Genomic DNA, 21,520 nt, shown 5'->3' on the forward strand with positions numbered 1-21,520 from the left:
GACAACCTCAGGGACCAGATTCGGTGGCGTGATCTTCGACTTCTTCGGGGTTCTGACCTTCAACATGGTCGAAGTGATCTCCTACTTCGAGGATCGGGAGCGGCTCGCCCGGGGAAGTTTCCTCCGTGCCTGGGCCGACCCGACGGGGCAGGAGCTGTTCCGGAAACTCGAACTCGGTGAGATCACCCAGACGGACTGGAACGACGGGTTCGCCGCGCTGATCGGCGTCGTCCCCGACAACCTGATGGCCCGCTACCTCCACGACGCATTTCCGGCCCACCCGGTGCTGAAAGCCGCCCGGCAGGCACGAGCCACCGGAATCAGAACCGCGGTGCTGTCCAACAGCCTCGGGCGGGAACCGTTCGACCCCTACGCCGGATTCGACCTGCACCACACCTTTGACGAAGTCGTCCTCTCAGCAGAGCACGGCTTGCGCAAGCCCGACCCCGCCATCTTCCGCCTGGTGCTCGACAAACTCGGCGTACCGGCAGAACAGTGCCTGTTCGTCGATGACAGCGAGGAGAACCTCGCCGCTGCCCACAAGCTCGGCATCACCCCGCTTCTGGCACTGGACGAGGAAGTGGTGGCCAGGCGTCTGCGTGAGACGCTCGGGCTATCCGGCCTGTAGGAACTCGCGTACGGCGGCGTACGAGACGTGCGGGGACAGTTTCTCGCGGAGTGACTTCAGCTCGGTCGCGGAGCGCGCGGAGTCCACAGAGCCGAGGCACCTCACCGCATGACGTGCGCCGGCCACCGCGGCATCCAAGTCGTGCAGGGCAATGTGCGCTTCGGCGGCGCGGGCCAGGTAGATCGCGTGGCTGCGTGGGTACTCGTCGTCGCCGGGATACGACGCCTGCACGGCGGCCTCAAAACGGCGTACCGCTTCGGCCGGGTCCCCAAGATCCAGGGCGGCCGAGCCGGCGATCATTTCGATCTCGCCGTGGTCCACCCAGTACAGGGTCCTGGGGTCGTCGTCGTGTGTTCCCTTGTCCAGCGCTGCACGGGCTAGGTCGAGTTGGCGGGCACACTCCCTTTTCGCGCCGGTCTTGGACAGCGCGCGGGCGGTCCTGGCCGCCAGCATGGCCTGCATACGCGGGGTCGCCCTCCGTTTCACCCGCTCCTGCGCTGTCTCCAGCAGCGATACCGCCCGGCCTGCCTGACCGGGGGTGGAATAGCACTGGATGGCAGCGAACGACAGGCCGTAGGCGCCGCTGATCGGATCACCGGCCTCGGCCGAGGCACGAAGAGAACCGTCGAAGAAGCGCTGGGCAATACCGGGGCGTCCCTGATCGAAGGCCGCCCAGGCGGTCTGTCGGGCGGCTTCGGACGCCATCGAATGCAAGTAGGCCATGGTGGGACCGTCGTAGCGACACGACCTGATCAGTCTGACGATCAAGGACAGTTCGCTGCGGGCCAGTTGATACACCACGCCGCTGCCGAGTTCGTCGTCGAGATGCCTGAGATGGTCGAGCCGGTCCTCCACGTGGGTCAGCAGCGCCGGTCCGTCGGCCACCGATGCCGTCGTCGCGTGGATCGGCTCCCACGCCATGGACCAGTTGCCTGCCGAGACCGCCAGTGCCGCACCGGCCGAGAGGATGCCTCGGCGATCCACGCTGTTCCCCTCCAGCAGGCCGGTGAGAACCGCCAGGCTTCCGGGCCGGTCCCACGGCAGGTCCGTGACCGAACCGGTCTCGTGCAACGCCGCCATGAAGACGTCGCCGGTGTGCAACACCCTGTCGTAGGCGGCGGCGACCGCGGCGGTCACCGACCGGTTCCCGTTCTCCACGTTGCGCAAGTACGCCTCGCCGAACCCCGCCTCACGGGCGAACCGCGCCCACACCATGCCGGACGCCCTGCGCGCCTCCCGCATGTCGTCGCGAAGCTGATCGGACATCGGAACGCCCTTCCCCCTTGGGATCGGTGCTGGATCGGACCACTCCATTGTCCGCCGCCCGATGACGGTGTGTGCTCGTATCGGCACCTAAAGCGAGAGCGATGATCGGAGCCGTGGCGGCATTACTGTGCCGGACACCTTTTGCCGCCGGACCATCCGCCCGGGGCAGCCCACGAGCCAGGAAAGCCAGGAGGAACGCCGTGTACGAGATGCGTCCGGCCGTCGCCGAGGACCAGGAAGCGATTGCCACGATGGTGCGGGCGCGCATGGCCTGGATGCGCGAGCGGAGCGTTCCCGACTGGCCCCGGACCGATGACGACGTGAACACCATCGCCTCGCAGGCCGCCGACCCGCACTTCCCCGTCTGGGCACTCGTCGACGACGGCCGGATCATCGGCTGCACCACCGTGTTCACCACAACGCCGCAATGGGGCTGGACCCCCGAGGAACTGGCCCAGAGCGCGTACTTCCTGGCAACGTCGTTCACTCACCCCGCCCGCCGATCAGACCAGCCCGGCCGCCTGATGGCGTGGTGGGCCCTGGACCGTGCCGCACGCGAGGGCGTCGAGTGGGTGCGCCGCGGCACCTTCGCAGAACGGCTCATGACCTACTACCGCGATGTGCAGGGCTGGGAGTTGGTCCATACCCCCCGGCGCAGGAACCGCACCGCCTACCTCATGGCCCGCCGGGCAGAGCTTCTGCCCGCGATCACCTCAGTGATCAAGGACACCGGCACTCCGACGGAGTGACGGCTGCACCACACATCCCATTCCGACGAGAAAGGCGATCGACATGCAGCAGACGACTCCCTTCGAGGGGCTGTTCGCCGACCAGGAGATCCGCGAGATCCCGGGCCTGGACCTGCTCTACACCAAGAAGGAGGGCAGCTCGGACACGCAGACCGAGACCGACGACATCTGACAGTCCTCGGTGGTGGGCCGGGCAGCATGCGCCCGGCCCATCCACAGGCCAGGAGGCACGCGATGATCAAGATGCAACTGACGGGGCCTCCCGACGCGGGCGGCTGGCAGTGGACCGGACACCGGTGGGTCTCCGGCCGATCCTGGATCGAGCCCTTCGCGCACCCCGCGATCGAGCACGTTATGGTCACCGCGCCCGCATCCGGCCGGTCGTGCCTGATCGCGCGCGAGACCGCCCGCGACCGGCAGCCGGTCACGATGCTGCGGTGTGTGACGCGCGATCCGTACTACCGGCGGCAGGTAGAAGAGGCCGCCGACTGGCCCCTCCAAGCGGTGCGAGTGGAGCTGACCGCGGGGCAGGGCGTGCGGATCACGTGCGGGGAGCGAGGTGTCGCACCCCTCTACCTCCGCCCCGCCGACGGAGAGTTGAGAGTCTCCTGGGACCTTCTCGACCTGGCCTCCGGCGCCGATGAGTTGGACGCCCGCGAAGCGGCCGCGATGCTTGCCTACCGCAGCCGTTACAGCACCGCAACGGTCTTCCGGAGCATTCACCGGCTCACCGAACGCGCGACCGCCGCCTGGGATCCCACGGCCGGGCTGAACATCGCCTACCCCACCCCGGCCCTGCATTCCCTGCCACGCACCCTGCACGCCGACGCGGACCCTGTGGACGCGTTCAGAGATCTACTGCGACGGGAGGTCACCGCCCGTCCGCTGGCCACCGACGCCTGCGCGGTCGAGCTCTCCGGCGGCATGGACAGCGCCATGACCGCCCTCGCCCTCGCCGAGACCGCCGGACCGGTCCGTACCGCGGCGCTGCTGCTCGGCGGCGAGGTCGGCGAGCAGCAGCGTCGGCGGCGCCGCGAGATCTCCGCACGTGCCTGCCTCGGCCGCGACCTGACCGTGCCCGTCGGGGAGTTCGCGCCCTTCCACCCCACCGGGCCCCGCGCCCGTGGCCTGCCCACGAGTCCCACGGACGGCACCTACGTCGAAGCCATGAGCGAGTTGTACGGCCGTCTGAGCGCCGCCGGTGTCCGGTGGGTGTTCACCGGGATCGGCGGCGACGAGCTGTGCTTCCAGCGGCCGGAGGAACGCGCCCTCACCGGCGACCCGTGGAACCTGCACCCCCTGCCCGGTCATCTCGGCCCCCGCGCCCGGGATTCGCTGCCGTACCTTGAGGACGACCTGGCGCCCGCGTCGGTCCTCCACGCCTCCACCCTCCTCGCTCTCGCCGTCCACAGCGCGACCGCCATGCGTCATGGCCTGTGGCCCATCAGCCCGCTGGCCACCCCGCTCGTCCTGCGATTCGGTGAGTCCCTGCCGCCTGCCTGGCGGCGGGGAAAAAGGCTGATGCGTCTCCGCCTGCGACAAGCCGGGTACTCACCCGAGGTCGTCGACCCACCGCTCCGGGAGAACTTTGCGGCCACATGCGAGACGGCCATGCGTCAGGACGGCTTGCCACTCCTCCGCCGGTGGCTGCCCGATTCGGTCCTTGCCCTTCACGGCCTGCTGGATCCCGTCGCGCTGGAGGCGGAATGCACCACCTCGGCCACCACTGGTCAAGGTGCCAGCGCGATGTATCGGCCCCTGGCCTTGGAGGCCGCCCTACGATCCCTGGCCACACCTGCGGCGGCGCCGACACTATGAGGAGAGCATGCCGTCTCCGGCTTGCGGGATACGCTCGACGCGATTCGAATGGCGACTCCAAGTAGGCCGGATCACCGGCCCCGGCCTCTACGAGTGCCTCGTCGATGCCCCTCGCGGGCCTGCGGGATGCCAGGCGATGTGCGCCGCTGCGGCAGGCGTGGGGGTGGCCGGCCTGTCCGGTGACCAACTCGCGGCCGAGGCCGTCGCCGCCGCGTTCGCCCTCAACGCCGAGATCGAGGCGGCCAACCCCCACCACACCACGGCCCACCTGAGCACCGAGCGCATCGCCTCGCATCTCGTCCAGCGCTGGGGGCTTCCCCAGGGATGCGGCGAGGCCGTGCTGGACGCGGCGGCCCGGGACCGGGCGTTCCGCGACTTCGCCGGTGCCGTCGAGGTGGCCCGCGCGTTCTACCTCTCCGCCCGTGCCGGGCTCACGGCCTCATCGGCGTCCTCCGTCGCCTCAGGCGCGAAGCAGAGCCCCCGGACCTGAGCGATGGCCAGCGGTACGACGGCGGCGGCCGTGATGATCAGGGCGCCCGTCGCCAGGGTGGGGCGGAGCCCGAACAGGTGGGCGGCGGGACCGGCGAGGAGATAGCCGAAGGGCACGGGCAGGATCTGCCCGAGTGTCGAGTAGGACAGGGTCCGGCCCAGCCGGTCCGCCGGAATCCGCTCCTGCACCAGCGAGGCCCATACCGTCATGCTGACCGCCAGTCCCGTGCCCGCCACACCCATGGCGACCGCGAGCACGGGCAGCGGCACCGCCGCCGCCATCGCCGCCAGCGGCACCGCCATCGATCCGGTGCCCGCGCAGACGACGACTCCGACCCGGCGCGGCTTCCACATCAGGGCGACCGCCGCCCCGGCCACCAGCCCCGCGGTGAAGCCGGACACCACCACACCCCACGCGGCGGCACCGCCGAGAAGCCGCTGTCCGTACACCGGGCCGAGGAGCTGGTAGCCGACCAGCCACACAGGAACGATCACGGCGGCCTGGCAGACCATCACCCACAGCCAGCGGCGGGAGCGGAAGTCGTCCCAGCCCTCGCGGAGATCGGCGGCGAACCCGGCCCGGACCTTCACGTTCTTGGCCTTGAGGCTGATCCGGGAAAAGAGGAGGGCCGAGGCAGCGAACGTCAGAGCGTCCCATCCGAGGGCCCAGCCAGGCCCGGCCACGGCGACCAGGACGCCGCCCAGGGCGGGCCCCGCGACCTTCACCGTGTTCTGGCCGATCTTCAGCAGAGCATTGGCCGCGTGCCGAAGTTCGGCCGGGACCACCTCCACGACGATGCCCCCGGCCGCCGGGGTGAAGAAGGCTCCCGCCGCCCCGCAGACGGCCGACATCGCCACCAGGTGCCAGACCCGGGCCGTGCCCGAGAGCAGCAACACCACCGCAGCCGCCTCCGCGACCGCGCAGACCATGTTGGACCACACCATGACCCGATCCCTGGGCAGCCGGTCGGCGACGACCCCGCCGACGAGCAGCAGCAGAATCTGCGGTACGACACTCGCCGCGAGAACCGCGCCCAGCGCACCGGGTCCACCGCCGATCTGGAGCACCGCGAAGGCCAGCCCGATGGGGGCTACGGCCGATCCGGTCCAGGAGAGCAGGCGAGCGGTGAAGTGCAGCCGGTACGGCCTGACGGCCAGTGGAGCGCCTGCCTCCCGGCACCGGGCCGCCCAGCTGATACGAGGGACGGGCCCTGCGGCGTTCCGGTCGTGCAGCCGCGCCTTACGCAAGATCCAACTCCGCCCGGAGAACACGAAATCCCGGCAGCCAAGCGCCACCGGGAAGGTCGTCCCGACTCTAGAGCAACCCCGCAGATCGCATGACGCAGGCGCACCAACACACTTCGGATCTCACGCAGGACCCAGCTCAACGAGCGGGACCTCAACGACCTGGAACTACCGGCGTCGGGTTCCGGCAGTTCACCACTCCTCCGACCACCACGCGATGGATGCCAGATCCCTCGGGTCGATCCGTGGGGGGCGGGTCATGTCCGGGTGGTCGGTCGTGGGGTGGGCCGTGTAGTGGCGAGGACGGCGACGTAGAGGACTGGGGCGGGGACTCGGACTGCGGGGGCTTCGACGGCGACTGATCACCGATGTACGTCGGGCAGGCCGGAGTGAAGATCACTCCCCTTCAATCCACCATCAGCCCAGTCCGCTGAGTGAAGTTGCGCTGCCTTTCGCTGTGGGGGGCGGGCCTCACATGAGGGCTGCGGCTCGGGTCCTGAGTTCTTGGGCTTCGGCCATGTCCGGGAAGCGGCGTAGGCGAACTCGCATGTCCTGGACAGCGGTGCGGATCTTGACGGATCGGACGCCCTCGGCGCAGTCGACGAAGTCGGACCAGGTCGACACGGCGCCGTCGACATCGCCTTGGCGCAGGCGGACGGCGCCGAGGTCGGCCAAGACGATGGCGCGGGTGCGGCGGCGGTCGAGGCCGTGGATGTCGAGGGCGAGGTGGAGGTGTTCCTCGGCGGCGGTGAGGTCGCCGAGACGGCTGTAGATCATGCCGGTCTCATGAGCCCAGCGGCCCGGGGAGTAGTGGGCTGCCCACGAGTCGCCGGGCCCGGTGGTGGGCTTGCCGATCGCGGTCTCGGCGAGGGCGAGATGCCATTTGGCAAGGGGGTGATCATCGTCCTGGGCAGCGGCGTTGGCGAGGGTGGCGTTGTAGTAGGACACGGCGCGTGGGTTGGGCAGGTTGCGGCCGTAGTGGACGCAGGCTTCGCCGAGCTGGACGGCTTCGGCGCGGTAGCCGAGAACGATGCACTGGACGGCCAGCCCGCGCAGTGCAGTGCCGGCGAGTTCGGGGTCGCCGGCCTCGTCGGCGAGCCGGTAGGCGTGGGCGTAGTAGCCCTGGGCGATGCCCTGGAGCTCGGGTGTGTCGCCTTCGTCCTGGGCCATCCAGCCGGCGAGGTGGGCGAGTTGGGAGGTGGCGGCGAACAGCTCCCTGCCGGTGGCCTCGGTGTATCTGCCGTTCAGCCAGGGCGCGACGTCCTCAGTGAGGTAACGCACGGCGAGGTGGCGGGCGTGGCCGCCACCCAGTTCAGAGGCGGAGTCACCGAGAGTCTTGATCATCACCCTGATGGCGTCGACCTCGCCGCGACCGACACGCAGGGCGCCGGGCGGGGTGGTGTTGACGCGGCGGGTGATGCTGTCCGGGTCAGGCAGGCCGAGGGTGGCGAGGGCGTAGGCGCTGGACGCGGTGAGGAAAAAACTCCGGCGGTCCACGTCGAGGTCGTTCCTTCCCAACTCGATGACTGAGGCCACGGTATCGGCGTGGACCAGCGCGAGGGCGGGAGATTGACGGATGGAGTGTGCCCCGGGATCGAGCTCAAGGACGCGGGCGATGTAGGGCCACCAGTAGTCGGGCGTACGTTCGCCGGTCATCCATTTGCGGGCGTACTGGCGCTGCAGGCGGCCCGGCCCGCTGCCCTCGGCCTGACCAACGGCGCGGGCCAGGTCACTGGGCGCATACTTCCGTCGGCCAGCACGGCTCATCACTGGGCAGATGCGGCCCGACTCATCCGCGTGACCCGAAGCAGCCCCTTCCACAGCACCGACATCACGAGGATCTTGGATGCCTTCCGCTCCTGACCCGACCACAGCCCAGCGAATGCGCAAGGCGTTCGAGTACGCCGCCTCCGTCTTCGGCCTCCGCCCGGCCGGGGATGCAGAGACCTGGGGATGGGACGGCAAGACGCTCAGCGGCCCCGTGACGAGCGGTCGGTGGCTCCGCGTCGCGGCGACACTGACGGAGAAGGCTGCTCGGGCCGCGTGGGACAGGGCGGAAACCGCGCAGGAGGCAATGCCCGACAGCGTTCCCCGGCCCCGTCTGGAAAGCGTCCGTCACTGGTCGGAGGCCACATACACCTACCGGGCGGAGATCCACGAACGCATCGAGGGCTGCCTCATCAGCTCGACCGTCATGCCCCCTCGGGGCTCGACCTCCCCGATGCCTGGTGGGGCTCACTCCGCAATGCCCTCGGCGCGGTCTCCGAGGTCCCCACGGGCAGGGTGACCATCCGCCAGGAGCGGCTTCACTGGGCTATGCCGGAGTTCCTGGGCATCCAGGTGGATACCGGGATCCCGGAGTGGGCGACGCTGCACGCTGACATTCAGTGGTCGAATCTGGTCGGGCCCGAGCTGTGCATCCTCGGCTGGGAGCGATGGGGCTTGGGCCCGGCGGGATACGACGAGGCCAATCTCTACATTTCCAGCCTGCCCGAGCCCTCTGTCGCCGATCGCGTCCAGCGCGAGTTCGCCCCTGCACTCGCATCCCCCTCGGGGCGCTTCTCCCAGTTGGCTGTAGCCAGCGAGTACCTCCGAGGCATCGGGCGCGGCAACAACCTGGAGCTGGAAGCGCCCGTGCGGGAACTCGTCGCCCGTCTGCTCGGCTGACCCTTTTCCCCGCGAGAAACGCCGACCGGACCTCTACTCGGGCACCCGCACCACGGCCACCGTGGTCATTCCGTTGTACTCAAGGGCGATCGGGTCCAGTTCGACGCTCTGAACCAGGACTCCGGGAAAGTCCTTGAACCGGTCGAGGGCTTCAGCGATGGCCTGAGTCAGCGTCTCGGCCGCGAATGAGCAGGTGAACCACGACCGCTCGGGAGATTCGACCAGCGAGATCCGACCATCATGGAAGCCGGCCACCTGCGCCAGGGCATCAGACTGCTCCTCCGTGATGATGTCCCGCAGAACCAGGTTGAAATACCAGTTACGCGCAGGCGCGGTGCTGCCTGACGAATCCATCGATATGCCTCGCTTCTTCGCTCGGGTTCTGTGGCGTGGAGGAAACAGTGCGCCGCTGGCTGCACGGACAGCACAGCACGTATCCCCATCTGTGGCCGCCTCCCGTGCGAGTCACCTTGAGCCCGGCCGCCTCCGCCCTCTTGAGCGCGGCTTCCACGTCCTTCTTCTGATGCCGGTCGCCGATTCCCATGGCCGTACGTACTACTCGCCGACCGGGAGGAGGATACGGAACCTGAGGCGAAACCGCCCGATCGCGCCAACCCAGCCCGCCCGCAGCCATGAAGCCGGGAGGCGTTCAGCCCTCCCATCCGCGCTCGCGCCGGGCAGCGCGCACGGTTACGGGACCGACGCACCCACCCGCCTCACCCCCACCACCCCGGCTCACCACCCCTCCGACCACCACGCGATGGACGCCAGACCCCTCGGATCGATCCGTGCCGGGCGCGTCATGTCGGGGTAGTCGGTGACGGGGTGGGCCGAGTAGCGCGGGACCAGGTCGGACCAGTCCAGGACGCCCCGGATCAGGCCGCCCAGGGCGGTCAGGTAGGTGCGGGTGGGCGGGCTCAGCGTGGGGGACACCTCCGCCCTCAGGCGGCAGAACTGGTCGATGATGCGGTTGCACAGGTGGACGGCCTCGGTCGTCGCCTCCGCGCGGGTGCACGCCAGCTCGTGGGCGATGACATTGACGATGTTGTAGTCGAGAGGGCCCTCCTTGGAGGCCGAGCCCAGGTCGCCGAAGAGGGACATCACGATGGACGCGGCGTCGGTCAGGGCGTGGACGGACGGGGTCTCCAGCTCGGTGGCGTCCGGGCCCGGGCCCGCGCACAGGTCGACCAGTGCCGCGCCCGCCGCCCCGGCCGCGGTGTACATCCGCAGGTAGAGGAAGTCGTCGAGGGTGGGCAGCACGCCCCGTTCCGCGTCCAGCAGTTCGCGGGCCACGCCCGTCATGTACCGGGCGTGCGAGTCCACCCAGCGGCGGATCTGCGGCGCCGAGACGCGGCCCTCCAGGTACAGCCGCATGTCCCGGAGCAGCAGGATCACCGGGTGCAGGCCCTCGGGGCGGCGCCAGGGGTCGTTCAGGGTGCGGACCAGTTGGGGGGCCAGCAGGGCGTAGTTCCGCTTGCGGTCGGCCAGTTCGCCGTGGTCCAGGAGCGTGTCGAACAGCAGGCCCCAGACGATGTACGCCGAGGAGAAGCGGAGCAGGTCCTCGGGGGCGTCCGGGGTGAGCATGCAGGCGCAGTGGGCGGGGGCGCAGGCCACCAGCATCTCGCGTTCGGCGGCGCTCGCCCCGAACCCGAAGCGCGCGAACCAGTCCAGGGTGTGTTTCTCGATGCTCCCGGCCCGGGTCGGCGGGGCGTACGGAATGGGGCACTTGATGTGCGAGAGGGATGGGTGAGGGGAGGTCAGGGGGGTGGGGGGCAGGGGGTTGCGGTGTGCCGTGTTCATGGGGTGCTCCTCACGCCCTGTCTCATCTCGGGTCCGGTGGCGGCACACCCCGTACGCTCAAGCGGCGGGCCGCGTGCAGCAGTACGGCCGTGTAGGCGTGGTCGTCGGAGCGGAGACGGGCCAGGGCGGCGCAGGCCAGGTCGGCCTCTTCGTGGACCATGGCCCGTGCCGTGTCGAGCGCGCCCAGCCGGTGCAGCAGCGCCCGCATCGTCGTGAGCGCCGATGCCGGGTCGTCGCCGTCCAGCAGCGCCCGGCGCATCGTGTCCCGGTCGGCCGGGCCCGCCCCTCGGTAGGCGAGCAGGACCGGCAGCGTGGGGCGCCGGTTGCGCAGATCGCTGACCGGGGGCTTCCCCTCCGTATCGGGCGCGTCGTACGGCAAGAGGTCGTCCCGTAGCTGGAACGCGACCCCGAGATGGTGGCCGAACCGGCCGACCGCGTCGATCACGGGCTTCTCCGCCCCGGCGAGCACGGCCCCCACCCGGCACGCCGCCTCGAACAGCACGGCGGTCTTGGCCTCCGCCATCCGCAAGTACTCCTCCACGGTGCTGTCGATCGCCCCGGCCATGGTGATCTCGTCGTACGCGCCCCCGCAGACCCGGCTACCGGCCGCCGACTGCACCTGCATCGCCAGCGCCACCCGGTCCACCGGGATGCCCCGCCGCGCGCACTCGGCGAGCGCCGAGAACCACTCGAAGTACAGGGCGTTCCCCGCGACGATCGCCTTCCCCGGGCCGAACACCGTGTGCGCCGCCGGACGGCCACGGCGTTCCCCGTCCTGGTCGATGATGTCGTCGTGGAGCAGGCTGCCGACATGGGCCGCCTCGAAACCGACCGCGGCCGGAACGGTGGCGTACAGCGTGCCGCCGGTGGCGAGGGCCGAGCAGAGCAGCAGTACGGGGCGCAGGAGTTTGCCCGGGGGGAGCATCGCGTGCCGGTGCAGGGTGGCCATCCCGGCCCCTGCCCCGCCCGTCGTACCGGCCGCTGCCCCGCCGGTCGTACCCGCCCCTGCCCCGCCGGTCGTACCCTCTGCCGTCCCGCCCGTCACCCCGCCCGTCACCTCGTCCGCCTCGCGCGGCCAGCGCCAGCCGATCTCGTCCGCGACGGCGCTGCGCAGGGTCCGGAAGGTGGACAGCGCGCCGGGGTCGTCGTAGTGGGCGACCATGACGACCTCCTCTCACCTCGCGGACCCGGCCGTGGGCACGTGGTCCGGCACCGGGCCCCGCCGGGTCAGGTCGAAGTGCAGTCGGCGCGGGATGTTGAGGGCCATCAGCGGGGTCAGCCGCAGATCGGCGCCCGGTACGGGGGTGGTGTCCCAGCGGCCGACGATGGTCGCCAGGCCGATGACGGACTCCGTCATGCCGTAGACATCGCCGATGCATTTACGGGCCCCGGCGCTGAACGCCTGGAACGAGCCCTTCGGCATCGCCGACCGGGCCTCGGGCAGCCAGCGGTCCGGGTCGAAGTGCTCCGGGTCCGCGAAGACATCGGCGTTGAGATGGACGGCCGGAGGGCAGATGAGGATCGGGGCTCCCTCGGGCAGGCGCACGCCGCCGAGATCCACCGGCACGGTCGTCGCCCGGGTGAACAGCCAGGCCGGGGTCCGCACCCGCAGGGTCTCCCTGATGACCCGTTCGGTGACCACCAGCGCGGGCAGATCGTCCCAGCCCGCGGCCCGGCCCTTGAGTACGTCGTCGGCCTCCGCCTGCACCGCGCGGGCGATGTCGGGATGCTCGGAGAGCAGATACAGGGCCCAGGTGAGGGTGGTGGCCACGGTCTCCGAACCGCCGGCCAGCATGGTCAGGATCTGCGCCTCGATCTCCTCGTCGCTGAGGCCCGGCACGCCGTCCGTCCCCTGGGCGCCGTCCGCGCCGGGGTCGCCCGCCGCGATCAGCATGGAGAGGAGGTCCCCGTGGTCCGTACCGTCACGCCGGTAGTCCTCGACAATGCGCTTCACCGTGCCCCGCAGATAGGTCATGGAACGGCGGTGGCGCCGATAGGCCGGAAGCGGCAGTCGGTGCAGGGCGTCCGGGAAGAACATCCACTGGAAGAATCCCGCGCTCAGTGTCTCGAAGGCATGCCGGACCCCCTCGACGGTTTCTTCGTCGGCATGGGCTGAGAAGAGGGTGCGGATGACCGTGCGCAGGGTGAGCCGGTTCATCGTCGCGTAGGCGTCGATCCGTTCCCCGCCGGACCAGGAACGCGTCAGTTCTTCGATCTCCTCCTGCATGACGGAGGCGTAGTACGCGATGCGGTGCCGCTGGAAGGCGGGCTGGAGCAGTCGGCGCTGCCTTCGGTGCTCGGATTGCGGGCAGGTGCCGATACTGTTCCCGAACAGATCTCGCGCCTTGCGGTAGAAAGGGCCGCCTTTGTCGAAGGTACGGTCGTCCGCCAGAATGCGCCGGACTAATTCCGGATGGCAGGGTACGTAGGCGCGGGTGGGGCCCAGCCTGACTTCGACGAGATCGCCGTACTCCCGTAGCGAGGCCAGGAATTCGACCGGGCGGCGGATCAGTGGCAGGGCGTGTCCGGCGATCGGCAGGGCGCCGGGGGCGCGTCCGCCGATGAAGGTGGGTGTCATAGGGATTCCCTTCCATTCTCTTCTTTGGATCGTAGGATTTTCTTACACATTCCCTTCCTGGTGCCGCCTCCGCGCTCCTGGTCTTCTCTGCCGCCGAAAGGGCGGTGATCACCCCTCCGGCCGAAGGGATTCACTATTCCCCTGGAGAACCTTCACCGATGAATACCCCCGGTGAATTCCCCCACGAATGCACCCTTGTCCGGGCAGTCCGCCACGGATACGCTTGACAGCCGTGCATAAATCACATTTACGCGTGGGAGTTTTCACGCCACCCTGGCTGCTCCCGCTGACCTCCGATCCGACCCTCGCCATCCGCCGCGAGATCGACCTCATCGAGTTTCTGGACCGTCTCGGATATGACGAGGCATGGATCGGGGAACACCATTCCGGCGGAATGGAGATTATCGGATCTCCCGAATTGATCGTGGCGGCGGCAGCGGAGCGGACCCGGCGCATCCGGCTGGGTACGGGCGTCATCTCGCTGCCGTTCCACCACCCCCTCACCGTCGCCGACCGGATCGTCCAGCTCGACCACCAGACCCGGGGGCGCGCGATGTTCGGGTTCGGCCCGGGGCTGCTGCCCGGCGACGCCCATATGTTCGGGGTGCCCGCCCAGCAACAGCGCGCCAGAATGGCCGAATCGCTGGACATCGTCATCCGGCTGCTGGACGGCGCGACGGTGACCCGGCAGGCCGGACCGCACACCCTGCGCGACGCCCGGCTCCAGCTCGGGCCGTACACCAGGCCACGACCCGAACTCGCCGTCGCCAGTGCCGTCACCCCCTCCGGCGGCAGACTCGCCGGGCGGTACGGCATCGGCATGCTCTGCCTCGCCGCGGCGACCGGCCCCGGCTACAGCGTCCTCGACGTGAACTGGGCGAACGCCCTGGCCGCCGCCGAGGAACACGGCCAGGTCATGGACCGCTCGGCGCTGCGCCTGGTCGCCCCCTTCCATCTCGCCCCGACCCGCGACCAGGCGATCCGCGAGGTCGAAGCCGGCTTCCGGCGCTGGGCCCGGCACGCCGACCGGGTGATCGAGGGCGGCCCGGCGACGGTCGGATACGCCGACTTCGAAACGTTTCTGGCCAGCGACGGGGTCACGGTCGGCACCCCCGCCGACGCGGTCGCCGCGCTCGCCCGGTACTGGGACAAGTCGGGCGGCTTCGGCGCGATCCTCAACCAGATCACCCACTTCGCCGACGACGAGGCGAGCAGACGTTCCCATCTGCTCCTCATCGACCAGGTGATGCCCGCCTTCACCGCCCGCTGCGGCCCCCGCCTCGCCTCCCACGACTGGTCCGGCGCCCATCGCACCACCTGGTTCGGCGACACCTTCCGGGCGGCGGAGGCGGAGATCCGCAAGCATCTCGACGGGGGCCGCGCATCCGGAGATCCGCCCGAATCGGGGATCGGTCCGGGCGGCAATCCAGGTGTCGGTCCGGGTATCGGCACCAGCTGACCCGAAAAGCTGTGCAACCCTCCAGGTGAGTCATCGGTCCAACGTGGGCGAATTCCCGTCGCCCAGCACTAGGAACCGAATTGAAGACATCACCCTGCGAGGGTCGCGCATCGTTACCCTCCATATCCCCGACACCCCCCTCAAGTCCACCAGAAATTCATCCACTCCAGCACCTTCGGCCCGATATCCAAGGGCTCCGCGCGGTGGCCGTCTCGCTGGTCGTTCTCTCGCATGCCGCCGTTCCTCCCTTCAGCGGTGGATATGTCGGCGTCGATGTCTTCTTCGTCATCTCGGGCTTTCTCATCACCTCCTCGCTCCTGCGCGAGTTGTCGACCACGGGCCGGATATCGATCCGGACGTTCTACGCCCGCCGCGCGCTGCGGCTGCTCCCCGCCTCGACGCTCGTGGTCGTCGCCACGCTGGCCGGCTCCTGGCTGTTCCTGTCGAAGGCCCGCTTCACCGAGTACGCGGGGGACGCGCTGAGCAGCGCCCTGTACGCGGTGAACTTCCGGTATGCGCTGAGCGGCACCGACTATCTCGCCGAGGGAAGCCCTCCGTCGCCGTTCCAGCATTTCTGGTCGCTGGCCGTGGAGGAGCAGTTCTATCTGCTCTGGCCGCTGCTGCTGATGCTCAGTTGGCAGGCCATGGGCCGACGCCGGTTCCTGGCCGTACCGCTCATCGTGCTCTGCCTGGTCTCGCTCGGGCTGAGCGTCCTGACGACGAGCGGTTCGCCGTCATGGGCGTACTTCGGTACACATACGCGTTTCTGGGAACTGGGCATCGGCGCGCTGCTCGCCCTGTTCGCCACGCGGCTCGGCAGGCTGCCCGCAGGGATCGCCGCGCCGATGGCCTGGGGCGGCGTCCTGTGCATCCTGCTGTCGGCCGTCCTGTACGACGACGGCACCCCGTTCCCCGGCCCCTACGCGCTCCTGCCGGTGCTCGGAGCCGTCCTCGTCCTGGCGGGCGGCGGCCACCCGGCTCCGTACGGCGCCCGGTGGCTGCTCGCCCGGCGGCCCGCGGTGTGGATCGGCGGGCTGTCGTACAGCTGGTATCTGTGGCACTGGCCGTTGCTGGTCATCGGCCCGCTGGCCCTGGACCGGCCCGCGGACCTCCCGCTGGCCCTGGGGCTCAGTCTGCTCGCCCTGCTCCTGGCGTGGGCGACCCTGCATCTGGTGGAGAACCCCGTACGGTTCCACGCGGCCTTGCGCGGCCGACCCGGCCGCGGGCTGGCGCTCGGCGCGGTGCTGTCCGCGGCAGCCGCGGTGACGGCCCTGACGGCGTCCTTCTTCCCGCCGCCGATCGACTCCGGCAAGGTGGGGCCCGCACTCCGGCAGGAGACGGCGACCGCCCCGGATCCGCTGCCGCGGTTGCAACAGCTTCTGGAGACCTCGGGTACAAGCCTGCCCAGCAATCTCACCCCTGCCCTGACCGAGGTCAAGGAAGTGAAGTCCGCGGTCTACCGGGACGGCTGCCATGTGGGGTACGAGAGCACGCAGACGCCGTCGTGTGTCTACGGCGACGTCCGGTCCGAGAACGTCATCGTGCTCTTCGGTGACTCCCACGCCGCCCAGTGGTTTCCGGGGCTCAACGAACTCGCGCTGACGCACCATTGGAAACTGGTGTCCTTGACGAAGGCATCGTGCAAGGCGGCCATGGTGACCACTGTTTATCAGGGGCAGCCCTATTCGGCCTGCGACGAATGGCGCACCGAGGCGATGGCACAGATTAAGGCCCTTCAGCCCTCGCTGGTGATCGTTTCATCCTCGGAGGCGAGTGATCTGGCGTACCCCGACGGTGATCCCGTTCAGCAGTGGACCGATGGATTCCGCGAAACCTTCGACGCTCTTGGGGAATCGGGGGCACGGGTCGCCGCGCTGCTCGACACCCCCTGGCCGAAATCGGACGCGGTCGACTGCGCGGCGACCTATCCACTGGAACTGGACCGCTGCGCGAACCAGTTGCCCGAGGCGGTGCACGACCCCTCCCGCAGGAAGGCGGTCCAGGACGCGGCGGAGGCGGCCGGTGCCCTGGTGATCGATCCCCTGCCCTGGCTGTGCACCAGCGCCGGCACCTGCCCGGTACTCGCGGGCAACACCCTGGTCTATCGCGACGACAGCCACATGTCCGACGCTTACGCCGAGGCCCTCGCCCCCGTTCTCGGCAAGGACCTGATCAACCACTTCGGGGAGGATCTCAGTCGCTGAACGGTGAGCGACGACGGGTTCGGCAAGTTCCGGCCAGAGATTCAGCTTCAGGTCATCTCCACATTGATTCCCCTGTGAAACAAAAATATGGTGCCAAACTCCTGGCGGCGTTTCCGGCTCCTTGGGTGAAGGAGCCCGCTGCTCTCCTAGGACGTTCTTCCGTGAATACCATCCGGCGTACCAGGCCGTCCGAAAAGGCCGCGCCAATCCAGCCACCGCCGCCCGACCTGTTCATCGCCGTCGGGGTCCCCGCTCTCCCGGCGGCGGTGATGCTGGCCCTGAGTGTGTGGGGACTCGATCGCGGAATGTGGTGGGACGAGATCACCACGTACGAGGCCGCCACCCGCGAATTCGGCGAGTTATGGAAGCTGCTCCACACGGTCGACGCCGTGCACGGCCTCTACTACCTGCTCATGCACGCCGTCCTGCCTCCGGGTGAGGGCGACGCGGTCCTGCTGAGGCTGCCCTCGGTCCTCGGAATGACGCTCGCCGTCGCGGGCACCGCGGCGATCGGGCGCAGGCTCGCCGGGGCACGGACGGGTGTGCTGGCGGGACTGGTTCTCGCTCTTTCCCCGCTCGCCTCGCACTACGCCCAGGAAGGGCGGTCGTACGCCCTGGTGACGGCCGCCGTGGTGCTCGCGTCGCTGCTCTTCCTGCGCGCCGTGGAGAAGCCGTCGGCCGCGCGGTGGGCCGGCTACGCCGCCGCGGTGATCCTGGCGACCGGGCTGCATCTGTTCGCGGTACTGATCCTGCTCCCGCACGGGGTCTGTCTGGCGGCGGCCCGCGCACCGTGGCGGACCGCACGTCGCTGGCTGATGGCCGCCCTGGCCGTCGCCCTGTGTGTACTGCCTTTCGGGCTGCTCGCCCGGCGGCAGGCGGGCCAGGTCGGCAGGCTCGATCCGACCAGTGTGAAGAGCGTCGGCTTCCTCGTCCACGAGTTCATCGGGCCGGGTATCGCCGCGGGCGCTCTCATATCGGCACTGGTGATCGTCGGCATACGGGGCCCGGCCGGGATACGTGTGCTCGCGCTGCCGTGGCTTGTCGTTCCTTCGGCCGTGCTGCTGACGTACTCGTTCTTCCAGCCGGCTTTCCACCCGCGCTATGTGCTGCACTCACTGCCCGCCCTGGCGCTCCTCGCCGCGGCCGGGATCGATACCGTCGCCCGAGCCGCGGCACGGCGGCTGCCCCGGCGCCTGAACGTCCGCCGCGGTGGACGGCCGGTCGTCGGCTTCGGGCTCGTCCTGATTGCCGCGCTGCTGGTGCTGCATCTGCCAGGCCAGCTGACGGAGCGCACCGCCACCTCCCGTAACGACGACCAGACCGCCGCGGCCGAGCTGATCGGCGCATTCGCCCGGAGCGGCGACGCGGTGGTGTTCAGGCCGGCGACCAAGCGCGGCCTCACCTCTGTCTACCGACGTGAATTCTCCCTGGTCAGTGATGTACTGCAAGTGACTACGCCAGCGGATGCCGGAAACCTTTCCGGACAGGAGGCCCCTGCCCACGACATACGGCGGCTGCTGCTCGGCCATGACCGGATCTGGGTCCTCGACCGATCCGGAGTGACTGCGGACACCAGCGCCGCGTGGCAGGTCAAGGAACAGGTGCTGCGGGACGAGTACCGCCGGACGTGGATGCGTGAGGTGACCGGTCTGCGGGTCTCCCTGTACGTCCGCAAGAACACGAACTCTCCCTGAGGTGAGTACCGGGCGGGGATTGCGGTGCCTATTGTTCAAGGCATCCGAGATCGTCGTCGGCCCATCCCGCAGTGTAATCCGTGATTCGAGCTGGGCCGGCTTGAGGCGAGAGGAAAGACACACATGGCAAGAATTCAGGTCCGGGCACTGCGCTCGGCCTTTGTGGCCATCGCTGTCGGCGGAGTCATCGCCGCGGGCGGCGGTACCGCCAGCGCTTACACCAACTACTACGATTCCCTCAACTTCGGGAGGGACGACGGCAATTACGGCGTCCTGCGCGAGGACGGCGTCGACTGCAACTGGGCGAACGACTACTTCTCCAACTCGGAGGTGGTGAACAACGACATCACCTCCATCGACAGCTGGGACAGCCGTGGTGACTACCTCTTCAACGGTACTCAGGAGAGCGGTTGCACCAGCGCGTCGTACAGCGGCTGGGACCTCTACGTTGCTCCTTACGCCACCATCACCAACCTGAATAACTACGGGTTCAACAACCTGGCTGGTGGCCACATCTACAGCTGACGGCGGCACCGCCGAGGGCAATTGACCGATCAGCTTCTGGCGGCGGTACGCCGGAGAATGTGCGTACCGCCGCCAGGAGTTGCGGATCGAGGGGTTTCATCGAAGGTGCTGAGAAAAGCCGCAGCAATCCTTGTTCTCGCGGGCGCCGTCTCCGGCTGTGGTCTGATGCCGGGTGGCGGAGATGACGACAGGCCCGCGGCACCGCTCACCACGCCGGCCGCGGAGCAAGACGTCGAGCTTCCGCTGGAGTCCTACTATCCCACCCCTGAACAGGACGCTCTGCTCACCAGGGCACGCGGCCAGCTCATCCTGGAATGCATGCAGAGCTTCGGGCTGACATTCGACACCGGGACTCAGACAGCGAGTGCCGGGGACCCGTATCGGACAGATCGCTTTCTGCTGAGCGATGCGAAACTCGCGGCGGACCACGGCTATCACTCAGCGCCGGAGGTGTACGCCGCACAGGAACAGGCCGAGGCGGCTGCCGAGGAAAGCGGCTGGAAACCCACAGCGGATGAGAAAATGGTGTACGGCGGCGCAGGGTCGAACACCTACCAGGGCAAGCAGATTCCGGACGGCGGCTGCCGCGAGAAGGCATTCGAGACCCTCTCCACCCTGCCCGTCGGCGAAGGACAGGAGGCTGATTCCTCGTCCGGCTCGGTCCCACCGGACATCTATTTCGTGCAGGGGCTGCGATACCAGGCGAACGAGAAGACCGCGCAGGATTCACGGGTGCTCGCCATGGAGGGTTCCTGGAGTTCGTGCATGCAGCAGGCAGGGCATCGATACGACACACCCGCACAGGCCGCGAACGACCCGCGCTGGCAGGAGGGAACGGTGCCCCAACCGGGCGAAGTCCACGTGGCGACGGCCGATGTGAAGTGCAAGGAGCAGGCCAACTACCTCGGCGTCATGACACAGGCCACCACGGAATACCAGATGGCGCTCATCGAGGAGAACGCCGAAGCGCTGGACCAGTTCCAGAAGGACTACGACGAGCAGCTGAGACGAGCCACCGCGACTATCGCCGGTGAGCCCGTTGCATAGCTGAAGGCCACCCAGGGACGTGTTGTGTCTGATCTTGAGCGATCCGAACCGGTCACGTTGGAGGGAAACGGGGCGCCGGTGCCACTGCGGCGGCGCCGGTGGCTGCTGCTGGTGGCCGTGACCGGCGCTGTCGGCCTGTCCGTGGGCGGGCTGGGCGCGTCGACCTTGGTGAAGTCACCGGCACAGGCGGCGGCCGAGGCGGCGGCGCCCACCCCGTCGGTGGTGACGGCGGAGGTCGAGCGGCGGGTGCTGTCGCAGACCGTTGTGCTGCGCGGCACGGTGGCGCCGGACCGGACGGTCGAGGTGATGCCCCCGGCCGCGGAGGACGCCAAGGCCGTCGTGACGCGGCTACCGGTGAAGCAGGGACAGTCCGTACGAGCGGGAACGGTGGTGGCGGAGATCTCCGGACGGCCGGTGATCGCGCTTCCGGGACCGATTCCGCTGTACCGGGACATTCAGCCGGGGATGGCGGGGCCGGATGTCGAGCAACTCCAGTCCGCGCTGCGTGAACTGGGCTACTCGGTGACGGACGAGGAGGGGACCTACGGGCCGTCCACGGAGATGGCCGTCAAGGAGTTGTACGAGGACCGCGGGTACGCACCGCCGACGCGGACCGAGACCGTCGAACAGCCGTCGGCACCGGAGCAGGAGCCGGAGCCGGAGCCGACGGCAGCCCCGGACCCGGCAGGTGGCCTGCCGGCCACCGAGGAGCCCGTCCCCCAGGAGCCGGTGGAGCGCACCAGGTACTGGCTCAGGGCCGGTGAGGTGGCGTTCGTCCCGTCGCTCCCCGCACTCGTCGCGACGTCCGGAGCGGGTCTTGGCACGGAGGTCACCGGCAGCGTGCTCACGCTGTCGGTGGGAGACCTCGTGGTGCGGGGGACGCTGCCCGCGGCGGACCGGAAGCTGGTGAAGGAAGAGATGGACGTGCAGATCCTCTCGGAGGAGACGGAACTACAGGCGACCGGCCGACTCACCTCGATCGGCGCGTACTCGGCCGGCGGCGCGAGTGAGGAGGACGACTCCGCCGCGGACACGGGGGACACCGCCGAGGCGCAGCCGGGTCATCCGGTCGTCGTGAGGGGGGTGAAGCCGTTGTCCGCGCAATTCTCCGGCCAGGACGTCCGGTTGACGATCGAGGCGGCGTCGACGGACGGAGAGGTTCTGGTCGTGCCCGCGTCGGCGGTCTACGCCACGGCGGACGGTTCGACGCAGGTGATCGAGTTGCTGTCCGACGGCAGCCGTCGTCCCGTTCCGGTGACCGCGGGCGCGTCGGCGGCCGGGTACGTCGAGGTCCGGGGCGACGGCCTCGCCGAGGGCGACCGGGTGGTGGTCGGCAAGTGACCGGCGTGGA

At 69.2% G+C, this 21,520-nt stretch carries 19 protein-coding genes; 12 read left to right on the forward strand and 7 right to left on the reverse strand.

Annotation, left to right across the window (positions count from 1 at the left end; translation table 11 throughout):
• Positions 1 to 28 precede the first annotated feature (28 nt).
• On the forward strand, positions 29 to 628 hold the full coding sequence (locus ACFRFC_RS14735) for an HAD-IA family hydrolase (RefSeq protein WP_382680539.1): 600 nt from the start codon (positions 29 to 31) through the stop codon (positions 626 to 628).
• Here the strand turns inward: ACFRFC_RS14735 and ACFRFC_RS14740 are convergent.
• A complete protein-coding gene (locus ACFRFC_RS14740) occupies positions 614 to 1,870 on the reverse strand; it encodes a helix-turn-helix domain-containing protein (RefSeq protein ID WP_382680538.1) in 1,257 nt (418 codons plus the stop codon). The genes ACFRFC_RS14735 and ACFRFC_RS14740 overlap by 15 nt on opposite strands.
• Before the next feature lie 224 nt (positions 1,871 to 2,094).
• Here ACFRFC_RS14740 and ACFRFC_RS14745 point away from each other — a divergent pair, with 224 nt between their 5' ends.
• The 4 genes from ACFRFC_RS14745 to ACFRFC_RS14760 all read left to right on the forward strand — a co-directional run bounded on the left by ACFRFC_RS14745 (position 2,095) and on the right by ACFRFC_RS14760 (position 4,951).
• The gene (locus ACFRFC_RS14745) at positions 2,095 to 2,643 is read left to right on the forward strand and encodes a GNAT family N-acetyltransferase (RefSeq protein WP_382680537.1); all 549 of its coding nucleotides are present in this window, start codon (positions 2,095 to 2,097) and stop codon (positions 2,641 to 2,643) included.
• A gap of 43 nt (positions 2,644 to 2,686) precedes the next feature.
• Positions 2,687 to 2,815, forward strand: a complete 129-nt coding sequence (locus tag ACFRFC_RS14750; protein ID WP_382680536.1) for a hypothetical protein — start codon at positions 2,687 to 2,689, stop codon at positions 2,813 to 2,815.
• 62 nt (positions 2,816 to 2,877) lie between these two features.
• Entirely contained in the window at positions 2,878 to 4,461 is a 1,584-nt protein-coding gene (locus ACFRFC_RS14755) for an asparagine synthase-related protein (RefSeq protein WP_382680535.1), read from the forward strand.
• A 136-nt stretch (positions 4,462 to 4,597) separates the two neighbouring features.
• Positions 4,598 to 4,951 (forward strand): hypothetical protein, encoded by a 354-nt coding sequence (locus ACFRFC_RS14760; protein WP_382680534.1) that lies wholly within the window; start codon positions 4,598 to 4,600, stop codon positions 4,949 to 4,951.
• Here ACFRFC_RS14760 and ACFRFC_RS14765 read toward each other — a convergent pair.
• Both ACFRFC_RS14765 and ACFRFC_RS14770 read right to left on the reverse strand, forming a co-directional pair.
• Positions 4,870 to 6,198 (reverse strand): MFS transporter, encoded by a 1,329-nt coding sequence (locus ACFRFC_RS14765; protein WP_382680533.1) that lies wholly within the window; start codon positions 6,196 to 6,198, stop codon positions 4,870 to 4,872. The two genes, ACFRFC_RS14760 and ACFRFC_RS14765, sit on opposite strands and share 82 nt — an antisense overlap.
• A gap of 468 nt (positions 6,199 to 6,666) precedes the next feature.
• Positions 6,667 to 7,851 carry a tetratricopeptide repeat protein gene (locus ACFRFC_RS14770; RefSeq protein WP_382680532.1) on the reverse strand — a complete coding sequence of 395 codons (1,185 nt, stop codon included), beginning with the start codon at positions 7,849 to 7,851 and terminating at the stop codon, positions 6,667 to 6,669.
• Positions 7,852 to 8,478: 627 nt separating this feature from the next.
• Here ACFRFC_RS14770 and ACFRFC_RS14775 point away from each other — a divergent pair.
• A complete protein-coding gene (locus tag ACFRFC_RS14775) occupies positions 8,479 to 8,862 on the forward strand; it encodes a hypothetical protein (RefSeq protein ID WP_382680531.1) in 384 nt (127 codons plus the stop codon).
• A gap of 33 nt (positions 8,863 to 8,895) precedes the next feature.
• Here the strand turns inward: ACFRFC_RS14775 and ACFRFC_RS14780 are convergent, their stop codons facing one another.
• The 4 genes from ACFRFC_RS14780 to ACFRFC_RS14795 all read right to left on the reverse strand — a co-directional run bounded on the left by ACFRFC_RS14780 (position 8,896) and on the right by ACFRFC_RS14795 (position 13,240).
• Positions 8,896 to 9,216, reverse strand: coding sequence for a hypothetical protein (locus ACFRFC_RS14780; protein WP_382680530.1), 321 nt, complete (start codon positions 9,214 to 9,216; stop codon positions 8,896 to 8,898).
• 381 nt (positions 9,217 to 9,597) lie between these two features.
• Entirely contained in the window at positions 9,598 to 10,662 is a 1,065-nt protein-coding gene (locus ACFRFC_RS14785) for a hypothetical protein (RefSeq protein WP_382680529.1), read from the reverse strand.
• A gap of 22 nt (positions 10,663 to 10,684) precedes the next feature.
• Complete coding sequence (locus ACFRFC_RS14790; protein WP_382680528.1) at positions 10,685 to 11,824, reverse strand: polyprenyl synthetase family protein; 1,140 nt, start codon at positions 11,822 to 11,824, stop codon at positions 10,685 to 10,687.
• 12 nt (positions 11,825 to 11,836) lie between these two features.
• Positions 11,837 to 13,240, reverse strand: coding sequence for a cytochrome P450 (locus ACFRFC_RS14795; RefSeq protein WP_382680527.1), 1,404 nt, complete (start codon positions 13,238 to 13,240; stop codon positions 11,837 to 11,839).
• 253 nt (positions 13,241 to 13,493) lie between these two features.
• Here ACFRFC_RS14795 and ACFRFC_RS14800 point away from each other — a divergent pair, with 253 nt between their 5' ends.
• The 6 genes from ACFRFC_RS14800 to ACFRFC_RS14825 all read left to right on the forward strand — a co-directional run bounded on the left by ACFRFC_RS14800 (position 13,494) and on the right by ACFRFC_RS14825 (position 21,510).
• Positions 13,494 to 14,699, forward strand: coding sequence for an LLM class flavin-dependent oxidoreductase (locus tag ACFRFC_RS14800; RefSeq protein WP_382680526.1), 1,206 nt, complete (start codon positions 13,494 to 13,496; stop codon positions 14,697 to 14,699).
• An 80-nt stretch (positions 14,700 to 14,779) separates the two neighbouring features.
• A complete protein-coding gene (locus ACFRFC_RS14805; protein ID WP_382680525.1) occupies positions 14,780 to 16,903 on the forward strand; it encodes an acyltransferase family protein in 2,124 nt (707 codons plus the stop codon).
• 161 nt (positions 16,904 to 17,064) lie between these two features.
• Positions 17,065 to 18,597, forward strand: coding sequence for a glycosyltransferase family 39 protein (locus ACFRFC_RS14810; protein WP_382680524.1), 1,533 nt, complete (start codon positions 17,065 to 17,067; stop codon positions 18,595 to 18,597).
• A gap of 123 nt (positions 18,598 to 18,720) precedes the next feature.
• A complete protein-coding gene (locus tag ACFRFC_RS14815; protein ID WP_382680523.1) occupies positions 18,721 to 19,122 on the forward strand; it encodes a hypothetical protein in 402 nt (133 codons plus the stop codon).
• A 105-nt stretch (positions 19,123 to 19,227) separates the two neighbouring features.
• Positions 19,228 to 20,169, forward strand: coding sequence for a hypothetical protein (locus tag ACFRFC_RS14820; protein ID WP_382680522.1), 942 nt, complete (start codon positions 19,228 to 19,230; stop codon positions 20,167 to 20,169).
• A gap of 78 nt (positions 20,170 to 20,247) precedes the next feature.
• Positions 20,248 to 21,510 (forward strand): peptidoglycan-binding protein, encoded by a 1,263-nt coding sequence (locus ACFRFC_RS14825; RefSeq protein ID WP_382680521.1) that lies wholly within the window; start codon positions 20,248 to 20,250, stop codon positions 21,508 to 21,510.
• Positions 21,511 to 21,520 lie beyond the last annotated feature (10 nt).

This window comes from Streptomyces sp. NPDC056734 (assembly GCF_042790455.1).
GTDB lineage: Bacteria > Actinomycetota > Actinomycetes > Streptomycetales > Streptomycetaceae > Streptomyces.

What these genes read in the sequence shown, in the direction of transcription:
- ACFRFC_RS14760 (WP_382680534.1), top strand. Translation starts at nt 4,598, where the DNA reads ATGTGCGCCGCTGCGGCAGGCGTGGGGGTGGCCGGCCTGTCCGGTGAC.
- ACFRFC_RS14780 (WP_382680530.1), bottom strand. Translation starts at nt 9,216, where the DNA reads ATGGATTCGTCAGGCAGCACCGCGCCTGCGCGTAACTGGTATTTCAAC.
- ACFRFC_RS14785 (WP_382680529.1), bottom strand. Translation starts at nt 10,662, where the DNA reads ATGAACACGGCACACCGCAACCCCCTGCCCCCCACCCCCCTGACCTCC.
- ACFRFC_RS14740 (WP_382680538.1), bottom strand. Translation starts at nt 1,870, where the DNA reads ATGCGGGAGGCGCGCAGGGCGTCCGGCATGGTGTGGGCGCGGTTCGCC.
- ACFRFC_RS14795 (WP_382680527.1), bottom strand. Translation starts at nt 13,240, where the DNA reads ATGACACCCACCTTCATCGGCGGACGCGCCCCCGGCGCCCTGCCGATC.
- ACFRFC_RS14750 (WP_382680536.1), top strand. Translation starts at nt 2,687, where the DNA reads ATGCAGCAGACGACTCCCTTCGAGGGGCTGTTCGCCGACCAGGAGATC.
- ACFRFC_RS14770 (WP_382680532.1), bottom strand. Translation starts at nt 7,851, where the DNA reads ATGACCGGCGAACGTACGCCCGACTACTGGTGGCCCTACATCGCCCGC.
- ACFRFC_RS14815 (WP_382680523.1), top strand. Translation starts at nt 18,721, where the DNA reads ATGGCAAGAATTCAGGTCCGGGCACTGCGCTCGGCCTTTGTGGCCATC.
- ACFRFC_RS14790 (WP_382680528.1), bottom strand. Translation starts at nt 11,824, where the DNA reads ATGGTCGCCCACTACGACGACCCCGGCGCGCTGTCCACCTTCCGGACC.
- ACFRFC_RS14755 (WP_382680535.1), top strand. Translation starts at nt 2,878, where the DNA reads ATGATCAAGATGCAACTGACGGGGCCTCCCGACGCGGGCGGCTGGCAG.